Raw genomic sequence first — 20,887 nt, forward strand, 5'->3', positions numbered from 1 at the left:
CGGTCGCCGCCGCCGCGGTGACCGGGTGAGCTTCTGGTGCCCATGGGGCCCTCGATGACCGTAGGGTGCTACGAGCCGCTGATATCCCGCTGATGCCTCGCTGACCCGAACCCGTGGGTAGGCTTCCACATGGTCACAGTGAAATCTCTGGTACCAACGGGGGCAGTGTGTGGATGGGACCGAGTTTCGCCTGTTGGGACCGGTCGGAATATGGCAGGGCGAGCGTCTCCTGGGGCCGACCGCCGCGCAGCAGCGGTCCGTTCTGGCGATGCTGCTGATGGCCTCCGGCCGCGTGGTCTCCGTCGACAGGCTGGTGTTGGCAGTATGGGGCGAGGACCCGCCGGGGTCCGCGCGAAACGCCGTACAGGTGCAGATTTCCAAGCTGCGGCGGATCCTTTCCGCCTTGCCCGGGGCCGAGTTGACGACATCGGCGAAGGGCTATTCCCTGACCGTCGCCCGTGAGCAGGTCGATCTGCACCGGTTCCGCGATCTGGTGCGGGCCGCGCGGGAGAGCCCCAAGGCCGGCGGGGACGGCGGAGCCGGCGGGTCGGTCGCCCGGACCGCCGGGTCGGCCACCGGGGCCGCCGGATTCGCCGACGGCCCCGAGGACCGGGCCGGGGAACTGCTGCACACCGCGCTCCAGTTGTGGCGCGGGCCCGCGCTGGCGGATGTCGCGGGCGGCTGGCTCCCCGACACCCTGGGCGCCGGGCTGGAGGAGGAGCGGCGTACGGCGGTCGAGGAGCTGGCCGCGATCGATCTGCGCTCCGGACGGCACCACGAGGCCGCCACGGAGCTGTCCGCGCTGGTGGCCGAACACCCCTTGCGGGAGCGCTCGGTGGCGCTGCTGATGGAGGCGCTGCGGCGCGGCGGCAGGCGGGCCGACGCCCTCGGGCTGTTCCGCTCCACCCGCCGGAGGTATGTGGAGGAGCTCGGCATCGAGCCCGGCGACGAGCTTCAGCGGCTCCACCGGGAGGCACTCGAGGACAGCCGCGAGGGCCGGGACGCCCGAGACGGCCGTGACGGACGGTCCGGGGACCCCTCCGGGCCGCCCGGATCGTACGGAAGCGCTCCCGCAGCAGCGCCGCCATCCGACGCGGCGCCCGCCCCGACCCCCGCCGTGGGGGGCGTCCCGGCCGCCGACGCGGCGCCCGAGCCCGTCGCCGGGCCCGTCACGGAGCCCGTCGCCGGGCCCGGCGACGAGCAAGCCCTCACACCCGCATCCACCGCCGATCCGCCCACCGCGACACCCGAACCCACCCCCGCCCCCGGGCCCATCTCCGTCGTCACCGCCGTACCGCAGCAACTCCCCTCCGACGTGGCTCACTTCACCGGTCGCGAGCGCGAACTGGCCGGGCTGGACGCCCTGCTGCGCGCGGGTTCGGGCGAGGGCGGCGGACGGGCGCCCACGGCCGCGATGCTCACCGTGATCGCGGGCAGCGGCGGCCTCGGCAAGACGACCCTCGCGGTGCACTGGGCCCACCGCGTCCGCGACCGGTTCCCCGACGGCCAGCTCTATCTGAACCTGCGCGGCTTCGGCCCCACCGACTCGGCCATGACCGTCGCCGAGGCCGTACGGAGCCTCCTGGACGCCTTCCAGGTGCCCGCCCACCGGATCCCCGCGACCGTCGAGGCGCAGACCGCGCTGTACCGGAGCTTGGTGGCCGACCGCCGGATGCTGATCCTGCTCGACAACGCCCGGGACGCCGAGCAGGTGCGGCCCCTGCTGCCCGGTTCCCCCGGCTGTCTGGTGGTGCTGACCAGCCGTAACGAACTCACCAGCCTGGTCGTCGCCGAGCAGGCCCAGCCGCTGCCGCTGGATCTGCTCGACCGCGCCGAGGCGCGCGAGTTGCTGAGCAGCCGGGTGGGCGCCGAGCGGGTGGCCGCCGAACCCGACGCCGTGGCCGAGGTGATCACGGTGTGCGCCGGGCTGCCGCTCGCGCTCGCCATCGTGGCCGCCCGCGCCGCCGCCCACCCCCGCTTCGGCCTGGAGGCGCTGGCCGGGGAGCTGCGCGACGCCCGTGGCAGCCTCGACGCGTTCGAGGGCGGGGACGCCACCACCGATGTCCGGGCCGTCTTCTCCTGGTCGTACCACACCCTGGGCCCCGACGCCGCCCGGCTGTTCCGGCTGCTGGGCGTCCACCCGGGCCCCGATATCGCGGCCCCGGCCGCCGCCAGCCTGGTGGGGGTCCCGGTCCCGCAGGCCCGCCGGCTGCTGATCCAGCTCACCCGGGCGCATCTGATCACCGAACGCGCCCCCGGCCAGTACGGCTTCCACGATCTGCTGCGCGCCTACGCCGTGGAGCTGACCCGGGCGTACGACGGGCAGGACGACCGCCACACCGCGCTGCACCGGCTGCTCGACCACTATCTGCACACCGCCGTGGCCGCCGGGGCGGCCTTCACCCCGCACCGGGAGCCGATCACGGTCGAGCCGGTCCGGCCCGGCGTCAGCGTCGGGGAGTTCACGGGGCACGCACAGGCGCTGCTCTGGTTCGGCCTCACCTATCCGACGCTGATCGCGGCGCTCCAGCAGGCCGCCGAGACCGGATTCGAGACCCACGCCTGGCAACTGGCCTGGTCGCTGATGGAGTTCCTGGACCAGCGCGGTCACTGGCACGATCAGCGCACCGTCCACCGGACCGCCCTGGGCTCGGCCCACCGCATCCGCGACCTCACCGGCCAGGCCCACGCCTGCTACGGCCTGGGCATGGCCGATCTGCGGATGGGCCGCTACGACCGGGCCCGCGGCCATCTGGTGCGCGCCCTGAACCTGCACCGCGAGACCGGCAACGCCGTCGGCCAGGCCCTGGCCCATGGCGCGCTCAACTTCGCCGGTGAGCGGGAGGGCCGCCATGACGAGGGGCTGCACCACGCGCTGCGCGCCCTGAAGCTGTACCGGGCGGCGGGCCACCGCAGCGGCGAGGCGTACGCCATGAACAACGTCGGCTGGGCCTACGCCATGCTGGGCGACTTCCAGCAGACCCTCGTCCACTGCGAGAAGGCGCTGAACATGATGCGGGAGGCGAGGGACCGGCGCGGGGAGTCCGCGGCCTGGGACAGCCTCGGCTACGCGTATCAGCACGTCGGCGACCACCAGCAGGCCATTAGCTGCTACCGGCACGCCGTGGAGCTGCGGCGCGGCCGGGGCGAGCGGGTGCGGGAGGCCGAGTCCCTGCACCGGCTGGGCAGCGCACAGCTCGCCGCCGGGGACCGGGCCGGGGCCCGCCACAGTTGGCAGCGGGCCCTGACCCGTTTCGACGCCCTCGGCCACCCCGACGCCCAGCGGCTCCGGGAGGGACTCGCCCGGCTGGGCGGGCTCGACGGCTGACGGGCCGTAGGGCTCGGGCGGCGTGTGGCTCAGGCGGTGGCGCGGGAAGGCGTACTGCTCAGGCGGCAGCTCAGGCGGCGTGCGGGAAGCGGTCCTCGCTCAGGCGGGCCGCAGCCAGATCGTGGCCAGCGGCGGCAGCACCGGCAGGATGGAGGCCGGACGGCCGTGCCACCCCGTGGGCTCGGCCTTCAGCGGCTCGGCGTTGGCCACACCGCCGCCGCCGTACCGCCCGTCGTCGGTGTTCAGCACCTCGCGCCACACCGGGACCGCCTCCGGCGTTCCGATCCGGTAGTCCTGGCGGACCACCGGGGAGAAGTTGCTGATGGCCAGCAGCGGGGAGCCGTCGGCGTCGAAGCGGAGGAAGGCGAAGACATTGTCCTCGCGGGCGTCGCCCTCGATCCAGGAGAAACCCTCGGGGTCGGTGTCCCGCTGCCACAGCGCGGGCGTGGCCGCGTACACCTGGTTCAGATCACGGACCAGATCGCGGACGCCACGGTGGTCGGGCTCGGCGGAGTACGACGGATCCAGCAGCCACCAGTCGGGCCCATGCGCCTCCGACCATTCCGCGCCCTGGGCGAACTCCTGGCCCATGAACAGCAGTTGCTTGCCCGGATGGGCCCACATGAAGCCGAGGTACGCGCGGTGGTTGGCGCGCTGCTGCCACCAGTCGCCGGGCATCTTGGACACCAGGGCCCGTTTGCCGTGCACCACCTCGTCGTGCGAGATCGGCAGCACATAGTTCTCGCTGTACGCGTACACCATCGAGAAGGTCATCTCATGGTGGTGGTAGGCGCGGTGCACCGGCTCATGCGCGAGATAGGCCAGCGAGTCGTGCATCCACCCCATGTTCCACTTCAGCCCGAAGCCGAGGCCGCCGAAGCCGCTGGGGCCCACATGGTGGGTGGCGCGGGTGACCCCGTCCCACGCGGTCGACTCCTCGGCGATGGTGATCACACCCGGGCAGCGGCGGTAGACGGTCGCGTTCATCTCCTGGAGGAAGGCGACCGCGTCCAGGTTCTCCCGGCCGCCGTGCGCGTTGGGCGTCCACTGGCCGGGCTCGCGGGAGTAGTCGAGGTAGAGCATGGAGGCGACGGCGTCCACCCGCAGGCCGTCGATATGGAACTCCTCGCACCAGTAGACGGCGTTCGCCACCAGGAAGTTGCGCACCTCCGTGCGCCCGTAGTCGAACTCCAGCGTGCCCCAGTCGGGATGCGCCGCCCGCAGCGGATCGGCGGGCTCGTACAGCGGACGGCCGTCGAACTCGGCCAGCGCCCAGGCGTCCTTGGGGAAATGCGCGGGCACCCAGTCCACCAGCACCCCGATGCCCGCCTGGTGCAGCGCGTCCACCAGGTACTTGAAGTCGTCGGGGGTGCCCAGCCGGGCCGTGGGCGCGTAGAAACCGGTGACCTGATAGCCCCAGGAGCCGCCGAAGGGGTGCTCGGCCACCGGCATCAGCTCCACATGGGTGAAGCCCAGGTCCTTCACGTACGCCGGGAGCTGCTGAGCGAGCTGCCGGTAGGTCAGCCCCGGCCGCCAGGACGGCAGATGCACCTCGTAGACGGAGAACGGCAGCTCATGGACGCGCCCGCCCTTCCGGGCCGCCAGCCACGCCTCATCGCCCCAGCGGTGGTGCGAGGCATGGACGACGGAGGCGGTGGCGGGCGGGCACTCGGTGCGCCGCGCCATCGGGTCCGCGCGCAGCGAGTGGCCGCCGTCGGGCCGGGTGATCTCGAACTTGTAGAGCGCGCCCTCCCCGACCCCGGGCAGGAACAGCTCCCACACGCCGCTGCCGCCGAGCGAGCGCATCGGCAGCGCGGTGCCGTCCCAGTAGGTGAAGTCGCCGGTCAGCCGCACCCCGAGGGCATTGGGTGCCCATACGGTGAAGCGGGTGCCGGCCACGCCTTGATGGGTCATCGGACGCGCGCCGAGCGCCCGCCACAGCTCCTCGTGGCGGCCCTCGCCGATCAGGTGCAGATCGAGTTCGCCGAGGGTGGGCAGGAAGCGGTACGGGTCGTGCAGCTCCAGCTCGGCGTCCTCGTACGTCACCAGCAGCCGGTAGTCCGGGATCTCCCGCAGCGGCAGCACCCCGGAGAACAGCCCGTCCCCCTCGGCCCGCAGCCGGGCGCGCAGCCCGGCGGCGGCGACGGTCACCGAGCGGGCGTACGGGCGCAGGCAGCGGAAGAGCACACCACCGCGCACGGGGTGGGCGCCGAGCAGATCGTGCGGTGCGTGATGCGCCCCGGACAGCAGCCGCCGCCGCTCCTCGTCCCCGAGCGCGGGCGCGGGCCGCACACCGTGCTCGTCATACGCCACGTCAGCGGGCCCGCCACCCCCGGCCAAGGGCCGCCCGGCCACGCGCGAGGGCTCGCCCGTGCCCCCGGGCTCCTCCTGCCGCTTCTGGCCCGCGCGAGCCGCACGCGGTACGGGCGGTGAGCCATAGGACACCCGGGCCTCGCGGCCAGGGCGGGCGCGGCCGGCAGGAGCCTCCTGCCCCGGGCCGCCACTGCCGACGGGCGTCTCCGGCCGCCTGGCCGGGTTCGCCGCTGTGGCGGCGGTGTCGGGGGTTTCCCGGCCGGGGGTGGGCTTGATGCCCGCCGACTCGGCGGACGCGGGGTCCTGGTGGAGGTCGGGGGCCCGCTCCGGGGTGTTGTCGGGCTCGGGCCGCTGGTCCGGGCGCGGGTGCCCGGCCGGTGTGGTCGCTGCCCGAGGCCCGGCCGCCGGGGCGGGGTTCGCCGCTGTGGCGGCGGTGTCGGGGGTTTCCCGGCCGGGGGTGGGCTTGATGCCCGCCGACTCGGCGGACGCGGGGTCCTTGCGGGGGGACGGGGCCCGCCCCGGGGCGTCCTCGGAGTCCGGCCGCTGGTCCGGGCGCGGGTGCCCGGCCGCTGGACCTGCTTCCCTGGGCCCGCTCGCCGCGGCGGCCCCCCGCCTTGGGCCGTCGTCTGGGCTCGGCCGTCGGTCCGGGCGTGGATTCCCGGCTGCTGAGGACGCTTCCGGGGGCCCGGCCGCTGCGGCGGCTTCCCGCGCCGGGGCGGGGTCCGTCGCCGAAGCCGGGTCCGCCTGCGCGGCGTCCGGGCCGGGGGACGCGGTCGGCGCTGGGCGGTCCGCGCTCTCGCTCGGCCGGACGGGCTCGGGGCCCGGGTGCGCAGTGGCGGGCTCGGGCCGCGGATGGGTGCGGCCGGGGAGGAAGGTCGGGGGGACTGCCGGGGCCGCCGGGCCGGTTGTGACGCCGGGGGCGGCGGGTGGGTGGCCCGGTCCCTTGTCGGACGGGTGCTGGCCGGACGGCGGTCGTGCGGTCACGGGGTGGTCCTCCCGGAGGTGTCGGGCGTCGGACGGTCGGAAGCGGGGATGTGGACGGGGACCCCGAAGCGGCGGTCCGTGGGTGCCGGAGCCCGGCTCCGGGCCACGGCCCGGAGCCGTCCGCGGCCCCCGAGGTCAGGCGCGGGTGGCGGCCAGGCGGCGGATCGCGGTCATCGGGACCGACAGCCAGTCGGGGCGGTGCCGCGCCTCGTAGAGCACCTCGTAGACGGCCTTGTCGGTCTCATGGGCGCGCAGCAGCTCCGGCTCGGCGCGCGGATCGGTGCCGGACGCCTCCGCGTAGCCCGCGCAGTACGCGGCGCGCGTGCGGCCCGCCCACTCCTGCGGGCGCTCATGGCGTCCCACGGCCGCCGCGTAGTCGAAGGACCGCAGCATGCCCGCGATATCGCGCACCGGCGGCTGCGGGCGGCGGCGCTCGGCCAGCGGACGGGACGGCTCGCCCTCGAAGTCGATCAGCGACCACCGCCCGCCACCGCCACCGCGCCCGTCTCCAGCCCCGTCCCCGGTCAGCAGCGCCTGCCCCAGATGCAGATCGCCGTGGATGCGCTGGGCCGCCCAGGTGCGGCCCGCGCGCCCCAGCGCGGCCAGGTCCTCGTACGCGCCGTGCAGCTCCGCGCGGTACGGCTGGAGCGCGGGCACCGCGGCGGCGGCCGAGTCGAGCCGTTCGCTCATGGCGGCGGCGAGATGCTCGATCTGCGGGCGGCGCAGCACGGCGGTGGGCAGGGCACGGGCCATCGCCAGATGGACCTCGGCGGTCGCCTGCCCCAGCGCGCGGGCGGCGTCGGTGAAGTCGCCCCCGGCGGCCAGGGCGTCGAGCGCGAGCTGCCAGCCGTCCCGGGAGCCGGTCAGGAAGGGCTGAAGCACCCCCAGGGTGACGGGCTCCGGCGGTGGCCCGGCGCCCTCGGCCGGTGGCTCTGCCTCGAACCAGGCGGCGGGCGCGGGCACCCGGGTGCAGCCGGTGCGGGCGAGCGCGAGGGGGAGTTCGAGGTCGGGGTTGGTGCCGGGGCTGACCCGGCGGAAAAGTTTGAGAATAAACGTATCGCCATAGATCACCGAGGAGTTGGACTGCTCGGCGGTCATCACCCGGGGCGGCAGCGCGGACGGAATCGCGCTGGACGGCTCCCGTACGAAGCGCAGCGGGCCGAGCCGCCCGGGCATCCGCAGCCGCTCCAGCAGCAGCGTGGTGAGCCGGGGGTCGAACAGCGCCTCGTACACCGTCTGCCCGTCCAGCGGCCCGCCGCTGGGCCGGCCGATGAGCGCGGGGGCGAGCGGCGGCGGAAGCGTGGGGCGCGCCCCGAGCAGGAGCTGGTAGCAGTCGCTGGCCGCCGCCCCGCGCCGGTGGCCGCAGCCGAAGCCGTGCCGGTGGCCGGGCGGTTCCGGCTGCTGGGCGCGGATCAGCAGATGGAGCAGCCCGGGCATGCCGCCGCCCGGCCGCCACGGCAGCAGCTCGGTCGCGGAGACCAGCGCGAAGCCGGTGACGGGACGGCCCTTGCCCGCGAACCAGCGCTGGCGGGGCAGCCACTCGGCGAGCAGCGGCGCGAGCGAGGCGAGCAGCCCGGACGGGCCCGCGGCCGTGGCGGTGCGGGTGGCGGACGTCGGGGGCTGGTCCCGCGGTACGGCGGTCGGCGGGTGTTGTGCCCCCCGGGAGAGCGGAGCTTCCGGCATGGCGTCGCGTCCTTTCCCCGGGCACACGACAGATCAGGGCAAAGTGTCCCGGATTGCGGCATTGACTGTGCGACGGTGCGGGACGTGTCGGGCGAGGATCGTCCGTACGGCGAGCTCGGTGTACGCGATCGGGTCCGCCGGTGGCGCATGTGAGTACAGAGTGCCCATGACGGGGGGTCGAAAACGCCCGTACGCGGCCGAGATGGACGCGTACGGACGAGCGAAGGCCGGAGCGGAGGCCGTGCCCGGCCGAAACCAGACGGCGGAGCTTGGCGCCTGCGGCGGGCCGTTCCCCTCCCCGCCCCTTCCCTCAACTGGGGCTCCGCCCCAGACCCCGCTCCTCAAGCGCCGGAGGGGCTGGAAGGCGGGGTTCCCGCCCCGGACCTCGCTCCTCATGCGCCGGAGGGGCTGGAGGCGGGGCTCCGGCCCCGGACCTCGCTCCTCAACGCCGGAGAGGCTGGAGGCGGGGCTCCCGCCCCGGCCCTCGCTCCTCAACACCGGAGAGGCTGGAAGGCGGAAGGGGCGGGGCGGGGAAAGCGTCGCTCAGCCGACGCGGTCGGCCCAGTGCCCCATCGCCTCGCCTCGCCGCAGCCGGAACCAGTAGAAGCCATGACCGGCCATGGTCAGCAGATACGGCAGCTCCCCGATGGCCGGGAAGCGGACCCCGCCGATCAGCTCCACCGGATGGCGCCCGGCGAAGGACTGGAGGTCCAGCTCGGTGGGCTGGGCGAAGCGCGAGAAGTTGTTCACGCACAGCACCAGGTCGTCCTCGCCGTCCCGGGTGGAGGGGGCCTCGCGCAGGAAGGCGAGGACGGCCGGGTTGGAGGACGGCAGCTCGGTGAAGGAGCCGAGCCCGAAGGCGGGATTCTGCTTACGGATCTCGATCATCCGGCGGGTCCAGTGCAGCAGCGAGGAGGGGCTGCTCATGGCCGCCTCGACATTGGTGACCTGATAGCCGTAGACCGGGTCCATGATGGTCGGCAGGAACAGCCGCCCCGGATCGCAGGAGGAGAAGCCCGCGTTGCGGTCGGGGGTCCACTGCATGGGGGTGCGCACGGCGTCGCGGTCGCCGAGCCAGATGTTGTCGCCCATACCGATCTCGTCGCCGTAGTAGAGGATCGGGGAGCCGGGCAGGGACAGCAGCAGCGCGGTGAACAGCTCGATCTGGTTGCGGTCGTTGTCCAGCAGGGGGGCGAGTCGTCTGCGGATGCCGATGTTGGCCCGCATTCTGGGGTCCTTGGCGTATTCCGCGTACATGTAGTCGCGCTCTTCGTCGGTGACCATCTCCAGCGTCAGCTCGTCGTGGTTGCGCAGGAAGATGCCCCACTGGCAGCCGGAGGGGATGGCGGGGGTCTTGGCGAGGATCTCCGAGACCGGATAGCGGGACTCGCGCCGCACCGCCATGAAGATGCGCGGCATCACCGGGAAGTGGAAGGCCATATGGCATTCGTCGCCGCCCGCCGTGAAGTCGCCGAAGTAGTCGACGACGTCCTCCGGCCACTGATTGGCCTCGGCCAGCAGCACGGTGTCGGGGTAGTGGGCGTCGATCTCGGCCCGGACGCGCTTGAGCAGCTCATGGGTGCGCGGGAGGTTCTCGCAGTTGGTGCCCTCCTCGGCATACAGATACGGGACGGCGTCGAGCCGGAATCCGTCGATGCCCAGGTCCAGCCAGAAGCGCAGAGCGGCCAGTACTTCCTCCTGGACGGCCGGGTTCTCGAAGTTGAGATCCGGCTGGTGCGAGAAGAAGCGGTGCCAGTAGTACTGCTTGCGTACCGGATCAAAGGTCCAGTTGGACGCCTCGGTGTCGACGAAGATGATCCGCGCGTCCTGGTACTGCTTGTCGTCGTCGGCCCATACGTAGTACTCGCCGTACGGTCCGTCCGGGTCGCTGCGGGACTCCTGGAACCATGGATGCTGGTCGCTCGTGTGGTTCATGACAAAGTCGATGATCACGCGCATCCCGCGCTGATGCGCGGCGTCGACGAATTCCACGAAGTCCGCGAGGTCCCCGAACTCCGGCAGCACGGCCGTGTAGTCCGAGACGTCATAGCCGCCGTCGCGCAGCGGCGAGGCGAAGAACGGCGGCAGCCACAGGCAGTCCACGCCCAGCCACTGGAGATAGTCCAGCTTCGCGGTCAGGCCCTTGAGGTCGCCGACGCCGTCCCCGTTACTGTCCTGGAAGGAGCGCACCAGGACCTCGTAGAAGACGGCGCGCTTGAACCAGTCGGGATCACGGTCCTTCGCCGGTGTGTCCTCGAATGTGTCCGGTACGGGCTCATTGACGATCATGTTGTGGGTGACCCTCCGATCGGTGAGGACGGTCGCAGGGACAGCACATGTGCCGGAGCCACCTCACGCCCCGGCTCCAGGCGCACATAGTTGTCCCTGCCCCAGTGATAGGTCTCGCCGGTGAGCTCGTCGCGCACCGGGACGGACTCATGCCACTCGAGGCCGAGTTCCGGCATGTTCAACGAGACCGTCGCCTCCTGGGTGTGGTGAGGGTCCAGGTTGACGACCGTGATCACACACGAATCGCCCGCGCGCTTGGAGTAGACGATGACGGAATCGTTGTCGGCGTGATGGAATCTGAGGTTGCGCAGCCGCCGCAGGGCGGGATGGCGGCGGCGCAGCCGGTTCAGCCGGGTGAGCAGCGGGGTGATCGTCGCGCCCTCGCGCTCGGCCGCCGCCCAGTCGCGCGGCCGCAACTGGTACTTCTCCGAGTCCAGGTACTCCTCGCTGCCCGCGCGCACCGGGATGTTCTCGCACAGTTCGTAGCCCGCGTAGACGCCCCAGGTGGGGGAGAGGGTGGCGGCGAGCACGGCCCGCGCCTCGAAGGCGGGGCGGCCGCCCTCCTGGAGGTGGGCATGGAGGATGTCCGGGGTGTTGACGAAGAAGTTGGGCCGCATCCAGGCGGCCGCGTCCCCGGCCAGCTCGGTGAGGTATTCGGTCAGCTCCTGTTTGGTGTTCCGCCAGGTGAAGTAGGTGTACGACTGGTGGAAGCCGACCGCGCCGAGGGTGTTCATCATCGCCGGGCGGGTGAACGCCTCGGCGAGGAAGAGGACATCGGGGTGGGTGCGGTGGATGTCGCCGAGCACCTTCTCCCAGAACACCACCGGTTTGGTGTGCGGATTGTCCACCCGGAAGATCCGCACCCCGTGCTCCATCCAGAAGCGCAGCACCCGCTCGGTCTCCCGGACCAGGCCGTGGAAGTCCCGGTCGAAGGCTACGGGAAAGATGTCCTGGTACTTCTTGGGCGGGTTCTCGGCGTACGCGATGGTGCCGTCGGCGCGCTGGTGGAACCACTCGGGGTGCTCGGTGACCCAGGGGTGGTCCGGGGAGCACTGGAGCGCGAAGTCCAGCGCGACCTCCATGCGCAGCTCACGGGCGCGCGCCACGAAGTGGTCGAAGTCCTCCAGGGTGCCGAGGTCCGGGTGGATCGCGTCATGGCCGCCGTCGGCCGAGCCGATGGCCCAGGGGGAGCCCACGTCGAAGGGGCCGGCGGAGAGGGTGTTGTTGGGGCCTTTGCGGTAGGCGGTGCCGATGGGGTGGATCGGCGGCAGATAGACGACGTCGAAGCCCGCGGCGGCGAGGGCGGGCAGCCGCTCGGCGGCGGTGCGCAGGGTGCCGCTGACCGGTCGCCGCCCCTCGGTCACCCTGGCGCCCTCGGAGCGTGGGAACAGCTCGTACCAGGAGCCGAACAGCGCACGCTCCCGGTCCACCTGGAGCGGCATGGGGCGCGAGGAGGTGACCAACTCCCGCAGCGGATGGCGGTCGAGGGCCTCGGTCACATCGGGCGCGAGCGCGGCGGCGAGCCGGTCGGCCACCGGGCGGCGTTCGTCGCGCAGCCCGTCGACGGCGGCCAGGACCGCCTCCCGGCCGTCGTTCTTGGGCACTCCGGTGGCGGCCCGCTCATGCAGCCGGGCCCCCTCCTCCAGGACCAGATCGGTGTCGATCCCGGCCGGGATCTTGATCCGGGCGTGGTGGCGCCAAGTGGCGATCGGATCGCTCCACGCCTCGACCGTGTACGTCCAGCGGCCGGGCGCGCCCGGTGTGACCTCGGCACCCCAGCGGTCGGTGCCGGGGGCGAGTTCGCGCATCGGGGTCCAGGGGCCGGAGCGCCCGGAGGGATCACGGAGGACCACATTGGCGTTGACAGCGTCATGGCCCTCCCGGAACACGGTGGCGCTGACCTCGAAGGTCTCGTCCACCACCGCCTTGGCGGGGCGGCGGCCGCAGTCGATCAGCGGGCGGATATCCAGAATGGGGATGCGACCGATCATAGGATCACCTGACGGCGTTGCGGATGGAGACGCTAGGGCGGCTTTTGTCCTTTGTATCGGTTTTGCCGCCGGGCGTTGGGTTGCGGGCATGACAGCTCCTGTCCGCGTTCACTCTGGTGGGCGGATGGGGTCGGCCATGGGGGGCGCGCGTGGAAAGCCTTCCCCTGTGGAACGGGGAGACAATCCGGGTTCCCGTTAACTACCGGTCCGTAACGCCGGGTGCGTGAATCGACCCCGCCCGTAGGCGGGGCCGTCCACCCGATGCGTTCTGGAACTACGTCAGTTGGCCACCCGCAGCAGACGGTTCGGTGAGTCCGCGCCCGCGCCGCGCACCCGGCCCCGGCTCGCCCCGGCTATCAGCGCCGCGCCGACCTGGGCCGGAGTGGCCAGGGGGTGGTCGCCCAGATACAGCGCGGCGGCGCCCGCGACATGCGGGGCCGCCATCGAGGTGCCCGACAGCGTCCTGGTCGCCGTATCGCTCGTATTCGACGCCGAGACGATCCGGTCGCCGGGCGCGAACAGGTCGATTCCCGGGCCCCAGTTGGAAAAGCCCGAGCGCCGGTCGGCGCGGTCGGTCGAGCCCACCGTGAGCGCCGGCGCCACCCGGCCCGGGGAGAAGGCGGCGGCGGGCCGGTCCTGATTGCCCGCCGCCACCGTGAAGACCAGCCCGGCGGCGATCCCCGTCCGCACCGCCGCGTCCCATTCGGGCAGCGGGGTGGCCGCCGCCGAGCCCAGGCTCAGATTGACCACCGCGGGCCGCCTGGCGTGTCGCAGCACCCAGTCCATTCCGGCCAGCACCTGGGCGATGGTGCCCTCGCCCCGGTCGTCCAGCACCCGGACGGCCACGATCGCGGCCTTCTTCGCCACGCCGTAGCGGGAGCCCGCCGCCGTCGCGGCCACATGGGTGCCATGCCCGTTGCCGTCCTCGGCCACCGGATCGTCGTCCACGAAGTCCCAGCCGGAGCGGGCCCGGCCGCCGAAGTCCTCATGGGAGGCGCGGACCCCGGAGTCGATGACGTAGATCGTGGTCCCGCGCCCGCCGCCGCCGGACGCCGTGTACGCCCCGTCCAGCGGCCGGTCCGGCTGGTCGATCCGGTCCAGGCCCCACGGCGGCCGCTCCTGGGCGCGGGGCGGGGCCATCCGCCGCGCCCGGGTCCAGCGCAGCGACACCCGCTCGTCCCGGGTCACCGAGGCGATCCGCCGATCCGCCGCCAGCCGCCCGGCCTGCACCGCGCTCGCCCGTACCGCATAGCCGTTGAGCGCGGAGCTGTAGACCCGGCGCACCCGCGCCCCGTACCGCTCGACCAGCGCCCGGCCCGCCCCGGACGCCGCCACGGGCGCCCCCGCGCCCCGCTTCAGGGCGACGATATAGCCCTGGGTGCCCGCCGCCCCGCCCGTGGCCTGGACCCCCTGTGCGGGAACGGTCTGGGTGGGCGACAGGGCCACCAGGACCACCGCGACGACGGCGGCCGGCGCCCCCACCCTGCGCCGGCGACCCGAAGATGCGCATGCCATGGAGCGATCCCCTCCCCAACTCGACCGCGCAAGCCTTGCGTGAGAGGAAAGATCCCGACAAGGGCGCATCAGGGGGCGTAAAACGTGACCGCCTCCCGCGCCAGCAACCGCAGCGCCGCCTCCGACGGCGAACCCGGCTCCGCCCCGTACATCAGCAGCCCCTGGCCCCCCGAGTCCGGCAGCCGGGTCATCTCGAAGTCCAGCTCCAGCGCCCCCACCAGGGGGTGGTGGAAGGACTTGGTGCCGAACGCGCACCGGCGCACCGGATGGCGCGACCACAGCGCCGCGAACTCCGCGCTCTTCATGGACAGTTCGCCGATCAGCTCGGCGAGCCGCCGGTCGTCGGGATGCGCGCCCGCCGCCACCCGCAGCGAGGAGACCGCCCGCCGCGCCTCGCCCTGCCAGTCCGGATACAGCTCACGGGTGTGCGGATCGAGGAACAGCATCCGCTGGGTGTTGGGCCGGGCGCCGGGCCGCTCGGGCGCGTCGGCGGGCAGATGCCCGGCGATCAGGGCGTGCCCCAGCGGATTCCACGCCAGGACGTCGAAGCGCAGGTCGAGGACCACGGCCGGTACCCCGTCCATCGCGGCGATCAGCCGCCGGGTCGCCGGGCGCGCGGAGCCGGTGCGCGGCGCGGGACGGCGCGCGGAGCCGGTGCGCGGCGGACGGGCCAGATTGCTCAAGTGCGCCCGCTCGTCCTGGCTCAGCCGCAGCGCGCGGGCGATGGCGTCCAGCACCCCGTCCGAGGCGCCGGTGGACTGGCCCTGTTCCAGCCGGGTGTAGTACGCCACGCTCACCCCGGCCAACTGCGCCAGCTCCTCGCGGCGCAGCCCCGGGACCCGGCGCCGGGTCCCGTACGCGACCAGGCCGACGTCCTCGGGGCGCAGCCCGGCGCGGCGGGTGCGCAGAAAACTTCCCAGCTCGGCAGGTGCCTCCATGCCCACCAGTGTCCGGTACGGGCACGCGCCGTGCCTGTCCCTGTGAGGGTCAGGCACGGCGCGCGGCGGTCCGTAGTCAGGCGGAGGTCACCTGTAGGTGATGTCGGAGGCGCTGTACTTGCAGTAGGTGCCGTCGGGGCCGCTGCCGTTCTTGCTCGGCTCGGCGCCGGTGTTGTTCCCGATGTACTTCTGGCACGGGACGATCTTCTTGCTGCTGTCCCCGACGATGGTGATGCCGCGCAGGGTCAGCGAGTCGCCGTAGTTGGTGTTGATCCCGCCGATGACCTTGCCCGGGGCGGTGATCTCGGAGTTGCTCACATTGATGGTGCGCTTGTACTGCGAGGAGCAGTTGCCACAGGACCGGACGAAGGTGGAGAAGTCCTGGCCGGCGAAGTTCGAGATGTTGAGCGTGCCGCCGCCGTTGAACTGGAAGATCTTGTCCGCGGCCTTGCGGGCCCCGCCGCCGATCACGTTGAACGTCTTGCCGGTGCCGCGGAAGGTGGCGGCGTCCTCGCCGACGTCCTCCCACCAGACGTTCTGGAGGGTGCAGCTTCCCTCGCAGTGGACGCCGTCGGCGGCCGGGGCGCCGAGGATGACGTTCTTCAGGGTGGCACCGTCCTTCAGCTCGAACAGCGGGCCCTGGTCCTCCTCCTGGCCGTCCCCGCCGAGGTCGCCGGAGCCGTAGTAGCGCTTCATACCGCCGTCGGTGGTCCCGCTGACGCTGATGGTCTTGGAGACCGCCTGCGGGGTGCCGCTGGGCGTGGGCCAGGTGGCCGCGGAGGCCGCGGGCAGGGTCAGCCCGGTGGTGATCGCACCCGCGGTGAGGGCCACGGCGCCGAGGACGCCCGCTATCGCGCGGTGCCTGGTGCGTTGTTCAGCCATGCCGGATCTCCTTGTGCGAGGGGGTGATGGAGGTGTTTCAGGGGGTGGTGATGGTCGGCCGTGGCGGGGTCGCCATCTTGTTGCCGAGGAAGAAACTGGGGTGCGGGGGCTGGTTGTAGGCGGTGTTCTGCCAGGCCAGCGCCTCGCGGTACTGCCGGTCGTGGAGCAGCGTGGTGATCTTCCGGTCGGTTTCGTACGGCGTGGAGTAGATCCGCAGCGCCTTGTTGTCGCTGGTCGGCCAGACCACCTCCTCGCGCCAGTCGCCGAGGATGTCGCCGGACAGCGACGGGGTGGCCTTGGTGCCGTTGTTGGAGTGCACCCCGGAGCCGGTGAGCAGCCGGGTGTCACCGGAGGTGCCGTATTTGTCGATATGCGTGCCGTCCAGCAGCTCGCGCACCGGATCGCCGTCCCACCAGGCCAGGAAGTTGATCGAGGACGGTTTGCGGCCCTTGGCGCCGCCGCCCTCGTCGCGGATCTGGTCGTCCCGCGCGGACCACATCTCGGCGCCGTCGTTGCCCGCCCAGATGTCATCGGCCACACCGCGCCCGTTGTCGCCGCCCGACGCGGTCGACCACAGCACCTGGCCGGTGCGGGCGTCGGCGAAGTACGAGCCGGGCTTGGACGAGTCCTCGTCCACCTTGAAGTACTCCAGGCCAGGCCGCGCGGGGTCGAGGTCGCCGAGGTGGGCGGCGTCGCCGTGGCCGTATCTGTTGGTCCACAGCGCCGAGCCGTTGTCGTCCACGGCCATCGAGCCGTAGACGATCTCGTCCCTGCCGTCGCCGTCCACGTCCCCGGTCGCCAGCGCGTGGTTGCCCTGGCCGTCGTAGCCCTTGCCGGTGTTGGTGGAGCTGTTGGTGTCGAACGTCCACTGACGGGTGAGCTGCCCTCCGCTGAACCTCCAGGCGGAGATCACCGTGCGGGTGTAGTAGCCGCGCGCCTCGATCAGCGAGGGGGTGGAGCCGTTGAGATACGCCGTCCCGGCCAGGAAGCGGTCCACGCGGTTGCCGTAGTCATCGCCCCACGAGGAGACGGTGCCGCGCGGCGGGACGTAGTCCACGGTGCTCATCGCGGCGCCCGTGCGCCCGTTGAACATCGTCAGATATTCGGGTCCGCCGAGCACATAGCCGCTGGAGTTGCGGTAGTCGGCGGAGGCGCTGCCGATGGTCTTCCCGGCGCCGTCGACCGTGCCGTCCGCGGTTTTCAGCGCGACCTCGGCCCGGCCGTCGCCGTCGTAGTCGTACACCTGGAACTGGGTGTAGTGGGCGCCGGAGCGGATGTTACGGCCCAGGTCGATCCGCCACAGCCGCTGCCCCTTAAGGTTGTAGCCGTCCACGACGGTGTTGCCGGTGACGCCCGACTGGGAGTTGTCCTTGGCGTTGGTCGGCTGCCACTTGAGGACGAAGTCCAGATCGCCGTCGCCGTCGAGGTCGCCCACCGAGGCGTCATTGGCCTCGTAGGTGTAGTCCGAACCGCCCGCGGGCGGCGAGATCGGCACATCGTAGTAGCCCGGGCGGAACTGCGTCGCGCTCGGCGAGGCGGGCTGCTCGACCCCGCCCACGATGGCCCGCACGGTGTAGTCCGCGCTGTTGGGGGCGTCCTTGTGGAGGTAGTTGGCCGTGGTGATGGGGGAGGAGTTGACCTTGACGGCGCCCCGGTAGAGGTTGAACGTCACATCGTTCGGGTCGGTGGCCAGCCAGCGCCAGCTCACCAGGTTGTCATTGCCGGTGTGCACGCTCACCAGCCCCCGGTCCAGCTTCTCCAGTTGGGCCGCGACTGCCGCCTTCGGCGTGGACCCCTTGTCCTCGGCGGCCCCCGAGACACCCGTCAGGGCGGTGACGGTCAGCGCGCCCGCCAGGCAGGCGGCGGCGAGCATCCGGCCGCGGGGCAGCGCCCTTCGCATCGGGGATCTGGGCGGATGGGCGGGGGGTGGAGTGTGCGAACTGTCCCGAGAGCGCACGTGGTCCTCCAAGGCATGGGGGGAAGGTGTGCCCCCTAGTCGCCCCCTTGGCCGGAAAGGTTGCCGCCTTCGGGCCGACTTCTCGGGAGCCGGGCGAAACAGTCGAAACGGGGACTCGTCGGCCGCTACCGTCGAAGGGTGAAGGCCATTCGACGATTCAGCGTGCGTCCCGTGCTTCCGGAGCCCCTGCGACCGCTCCACCGGCTGGCGCGCAATCTGCGCTGGTCCTGGCATCCCGAGACCCGCGAGCTCTTCGAGTCCGTGGACCCCGAGGGATGGCGGGAGTCGGGCGGAGACCCGGTGCGGCTGCTGGGCACCGTGCCCGTCTCCCGGCTCGCGGACCTCGCCGAGGACCGCTCCTTCCTGCGCCGTCTTACGGCGGCCGCGGACGATCTGCACGACTATCTGACCGGCCCGCGCTGGTACCAGGGGCGGACCGCCGCGGAGGGCCGAGCCGGGCCGGGGCCCGGCGGGGCCGTGCCTTCCGATGGGTCCGCGCCCTCAGGCGCATCCGTACCTTCCGTACCCCCAGGCGCATCCGTACCCCCAGGCGCATCCGCCCCCTCCGGGCTCCCCGCCGCGATCGCCTACTTCTCGCCGGAGTTCGGGATCACCGCCGCCCTGCCCCAGTACTCCGGCGGCCTGGGCATCCTCGCCGGTGACCACCTCAAGGCCGCCAGCGATCTCGGCGTGCCCCTGATGGGCGTCGGACTGCTCTACCGCCACGGCTACTTCCGGCAGTCGCTCTCCCGTGAGGGCTGGCAGCAGGAGCACTATCCGGTCCTGGACCCCAACGAACTGCCGCTCACCCAGCTCAGCGAGGCCGACGGGCGGCCCGTCCGGATCCCGCTCACCCTGCCCGGCGGCCGTCCGCTCCACGCCCGCGTCTGGCATGCCCAGGTGGGCAGGGTGCCGCTGCTGCTGCTCGACTCCGATGTGGAGGAGAACGGCCACGGCGAGCGCGATGTCACCGACCGGCTCTACGGCGGCGGCAGCGAGCACCGGCTGTTGCAGGAGATGCTGCTGGGCATCGGCGGGGTGCGCGCCGTGCGCGCGTACTGCGGGCTCACCGGCCACCCCGACCCCGAGGTGTTCCACACCAACGAGGGCCACGCCGGGTTCCAGGGCCTGGAGCGCATCCGCGAACTGATCGCCGACGGGGCCGACTTCGGCGCCGCCCATGAGGCGGTGCGGGCCGGGACCGTCTTCACCACCCACACCCCCGTGCCCGCCGGTATCGACCGCTTCGACCGCGAGCTGGTCGCCCGCCACTTCGGCGACGACGCCGAGCTGCCGGGAATCGAGGTCGAGCGGGTCCTCGCGCTCGGCATGGAGAGCTACCCCGGCGGTGAGCCCAACCTCTTCAACATGGCGGTGATGGGGCTGCGCCTGGCCCAGCGCGCCAATGGGGTGTCCACGCTGCACGGCCGCGTCAGCCGGGAGATGTTCGCCGGGCTCTGGCCCGGGTTCGACCCCGAGGAGGTGCCCATCACCTCCATCACCAACGGGGTGCACGCACCCACCTGGACGGCCCCCGAGGTCACCCGGCTCGGCGCCCGCCAGTTCGGCCATCTGCCCGACGCCGAGCTGTGGGAGCTGCGCCGCGCCCTGCGCAAGCGGCTGGTCGCCGAGGTACGGCAGCGGCTGTACGACTCCTGGCGGCAGCGCGGCGCGGGCACCGCCGAGCTCGGCTGGATCGACGGGGTGCTCGACCCCGACGTCCTCACCATCGGCTTCGCCCGCCGCGTCCCCTCCTACAAGCGGCTCACCCTGATGCTGCGCGACCCGGACCGGCTGATGGAGCTGCTGCTCCACCCCGAGCGGCCGATCCAGATCGTCGTCGCGGGCAAGGCCCACCCGGCCGACGACGGCGGCAAGCGCCTGGTCCAGGAACTCGTCCGCTTCGCCGACGACCCCCGGGTGCGCCACCGCCTGGTCTTCCTGCCCGACTACGGCATGGGCATGGCCCAGCAGCTCTACCCCGGCTGCGACGTCTGGCTCAACAACCCGCTGCGCCCGCTGGAGGCATGCGGCACCAGCGGTATGAAGGCCGCCCTGAACGGCTGTCTCAACCTCTCCGTCCTCGACGGCTGGTGGGACGAGTGGTATGAGCCGGACTTCGGCTGGGCCATCCCCACTGCCGACGGCGACGCCATCGACGACACCCGCCGCGACGACCTGGAGGCCACCGCCCTCTACGACCTGCTGGAACGGCGGATCGCCCCGCGCTTCTACGACCGTGGCCCGGACGGCCTCCCCGGCCGCTGGATCGACATGGTCCGCCGCACCCTCACCACCCTGGGCCCCAAGGTCCTCGCGGGCCGCATGGTGCGCGAATACGTCGAGCGGCTCTACGCCCCGGCCGCCCGCTCCCACCGTGCCCTGGACCCGGTGGCGGCCGCCGAACTGGCCACCTGGAAGTCCCGGATCCGCGACGCCTGGCCCGGCGTCACCGTCGACCACGTCGAGGCCCAGCTCACCCCACCCGCCCCCGGCGGCGCCGCCGAACTCGGCTCGACCCTCTCCCTACGGGTCCGGGTGCGCCTGGCCGGACTGGACCCGGCGGACGTGGAGGTCCAGGCGGTGGCGGGCCGGGTCGACGACACCGACCGCATCACCCACGCCACCCACGTCCCCCTCAAACCCACCACGGGCCCCGACCCCGAAGGCCGCCGCCTCTACGAAGGCCCCCTCGCCCTCGACCGTACCGGCCCCTTCGGCTACACGGTCCGCATCCTCCCCACCCACCACCTCCTGGCCTCCGCCCCCGAGTTGGGCCTCATCGCGCTGCCCGGCGATTCCATGACCGAGGCGGCGGGAGTCCTGATGCGCTGAGCCTTCGGCGGCTAGACTGACCCCGGACCGTCCGGCACGGGGGAAAGTGCCACCCCATGCCCGACGTCTCGGGGTGCACGAAAAAAGCCGGCCGCCGCCCATGCGGTGACCGGAATTGCCGACGGTCCCGGAGAGCGATGCCCTCCGTCCGTACGTATTGAGATCTTGGACG

10 protein-coding genes are annotated in these 20,887 nt (G+C 72.7%); 2 read left to right on the plus strand and 8 right to left on the minus strand.

Annotated features, from left to right (window positions below; translation table 11 throughout):
- The first annotated feature begins 193 nt into the window (after window positions 1–193).
- Complete coding sequence (locus tag ACK1X7_RS32715; RefSeq protein WP_413116031.1) at window positions 194–3,328, plus strand: AfsR/SARP family transcriptional regulator; 3,135 nt, start codon at window positions 194–196, stop codon at window positions 3,326–3,328.
- A 99-nt stretch (window positions 3,329–3,427) separates the two neighbouring features.
- Here the strand turns inward: ACK1X7_RS32715 and glgB are convergent, their stop codons facing one another.
- The 8 genes from glgB to ACK1X7_RS32755 form a co-directional block, all read right to left on the minus strand.
- Complete coding sequence (glgB, locus tag ACK1X7_RS32720; protein WP_413116925.1) at window positions 3,428–5,668, minus strand: 1,4-alpha-glucan branching enzyme; 2,241 nt, start codon at window positions 5,666–5,668, stop codon at window positions 3,428–3,430.
- Between the two features lie 1,092 nt (window positions 5,669–6,760).
- Complete coding sequence (locus tag ACK1X7_RS32725; protein ID WP_385141345.1) at window positions 6,761–8,308, minus strand: maltokinase N-terminal cap-like domain-containing protein; 1,548 nt, start codon at window positions 8,306–8,308, stop codon at window positions 6,761–6,763.
- A 543-nt stretch (window positions 8,309–8,851) separates the two neighbouring features.
- Window positions 8,852–10,597: a maltose alpha-D-glucosyltransferase gene (gene treS, locus ACK1X7_RS32730; RefSeq protein WP_385141342.1), complete on the minus strand. Its 1,746-nt coding sequence runs from the start codon at window positions 10,595–10,597 to the stop codon at window positions 8,852–8,854.
- Complete coding sequence (locus ACK1X7_RS32735) at window positions 10,594–12,588, minus strand: alpha-1,4-glucan--maltose-1-phosphate maltosyltransferase (RefSeq protein ID WP_385141339.1); 1,995 nt, start codon at window positions 12,586–12,588, stop codon at window positions 10,594–10,596. Before ACK1X7_RS32735 ends, treS begins: the two co-directional genes overlap by 4 nt.
- A gap of 279 nt (window positions 12,589–12,867) precedes the next feature.
- Window positions 12,868–14,103 carry a S8 family peptidase gene (locus ACK1X7_RS32740; protein WP_385141336.1) on the minus strand — a complete coding sequence of 412 codons (1,236 nt, stop codon included), beginning with the start codon at window positions 14,101–14,103 and terminating at the stop codon, window positions 12,868–12,870.
- Window positions 14,104–14,171: 68 nt separating this feature from the next.
- Window positions 14,172–15,041, minus strand: coding sequence for a helix-turn-helix domain-containing protein (locus tag ACK1X7_RS32745; protein WP_385141333.1), 870 nt, complete (start codon window positions 15,039–15,041; stop codon window positions 14,172–14,174).
- Window positions 15,042–15,128: 87 nt separating this feature from the next.
- Window positions 15,129–15,923: a pectate lyase gene (locus tag ACK1X7_RS32750; protein WP_385141330.1), complete on the minus strand. Its 795-nt coding sequence runs from the start codon at window positions 15,921–15,923 to the stop codon at window positions 15,129–15,131.
- A gap of 37 nt (window positions 15,924–15,960) precedes the next feature.
- Window positions 15,961–17,823, minus strand: coding sequence for a rhamnogalacturonan lyase (locus tag ACK1X7_RS32755; protein ID WP_413116032.1), 1,863 nt, complete (start codon window positions 17,821–17,823; stop codon window positions 15,961–15,963).
- 195 nt (window positions 17,824–18,018) lie between these two features.
- Between ACK1X7_RS32755 and glgP the strand changes: the two genes are divergently transcribed.
- Window positions 18,019–20,715 carry an alpha-glucan family phosphorylase gene (glgP, locus tag ACK1X7_RS32760; protein WP_413116033.1) on the plus strand — a complete coding sequence of 899 codons (2,697 nt, stop codon included), beginning with the start codon at window positions 18,019–18,021 and terminating at the stop codon, window positions 20,713–20,715.
- Window positions 20,716–20,887: the final 172 nt, after the last annotated feature.

The organism is Streptomyces sp. CY-1, assembly GCF_047218265.1.
Classification (GTDB): Bacteria; Actinomycetota; Actinomycetes; order Streptomycetales; family Streptomycetaceae; genus Streptomyces; species Streptomyces niphimycinicus.

Bases quoted from the DNA above. Each gene is read 5' to 3' on its own strand.
- ACK1X7_RS32755 (WP_413116032.1), bottom strand. From the start codon at position 17,823: ATGCGAAGGGCGCTGCCCCGCGGCCGGATGCTCGCCGCCGCCTGCCTG.
- ACK1X7_RS32725 (WP_385141345.1), bottom strand. From the start codon at position 8,308: ATGCCGGAAGCTCCGCTCTCCCGGGGGGCACAACACCCGCCGACCGCC.
- ACK1X7_RS32750 (WP_385141330.1), bottom strand. From the start codon at position 15,923: ATGGCTGAACAACGCACCAGGCACCGCGCGATAGCGGGCGTCCTCGGC.
- ACK1X7_RS32735 (WP_385141339.1), bottom strand. From the start codon at position 12,588: ATGATCGGTCGCATCCCCATTCTGGATATCCGCCCGCTGATCGACTGC.
- treS (WP_385141342.1), bottom strand. From the start codon at position 10,597: ATGATCGTCAATGAGCCCGTACCGGACACATTCGAGGACACACCGGCG.
- ACK1X7_RS32740 (WP_385141336.1), bottom strand. From the start codon at position 14,103: ATGGCATGCGCATCTTCGGGTCGCCGGCGCAGGGTGGGGGCGCCGGCC.
- ACK1X7_RS32745 (WP_385141333.1), bottom strand. From the start codon at position 15,041: ATGGAGGCACCTGCCGAGCTGGGAAGTTTTCTGCGCACCCGCCGCGCC.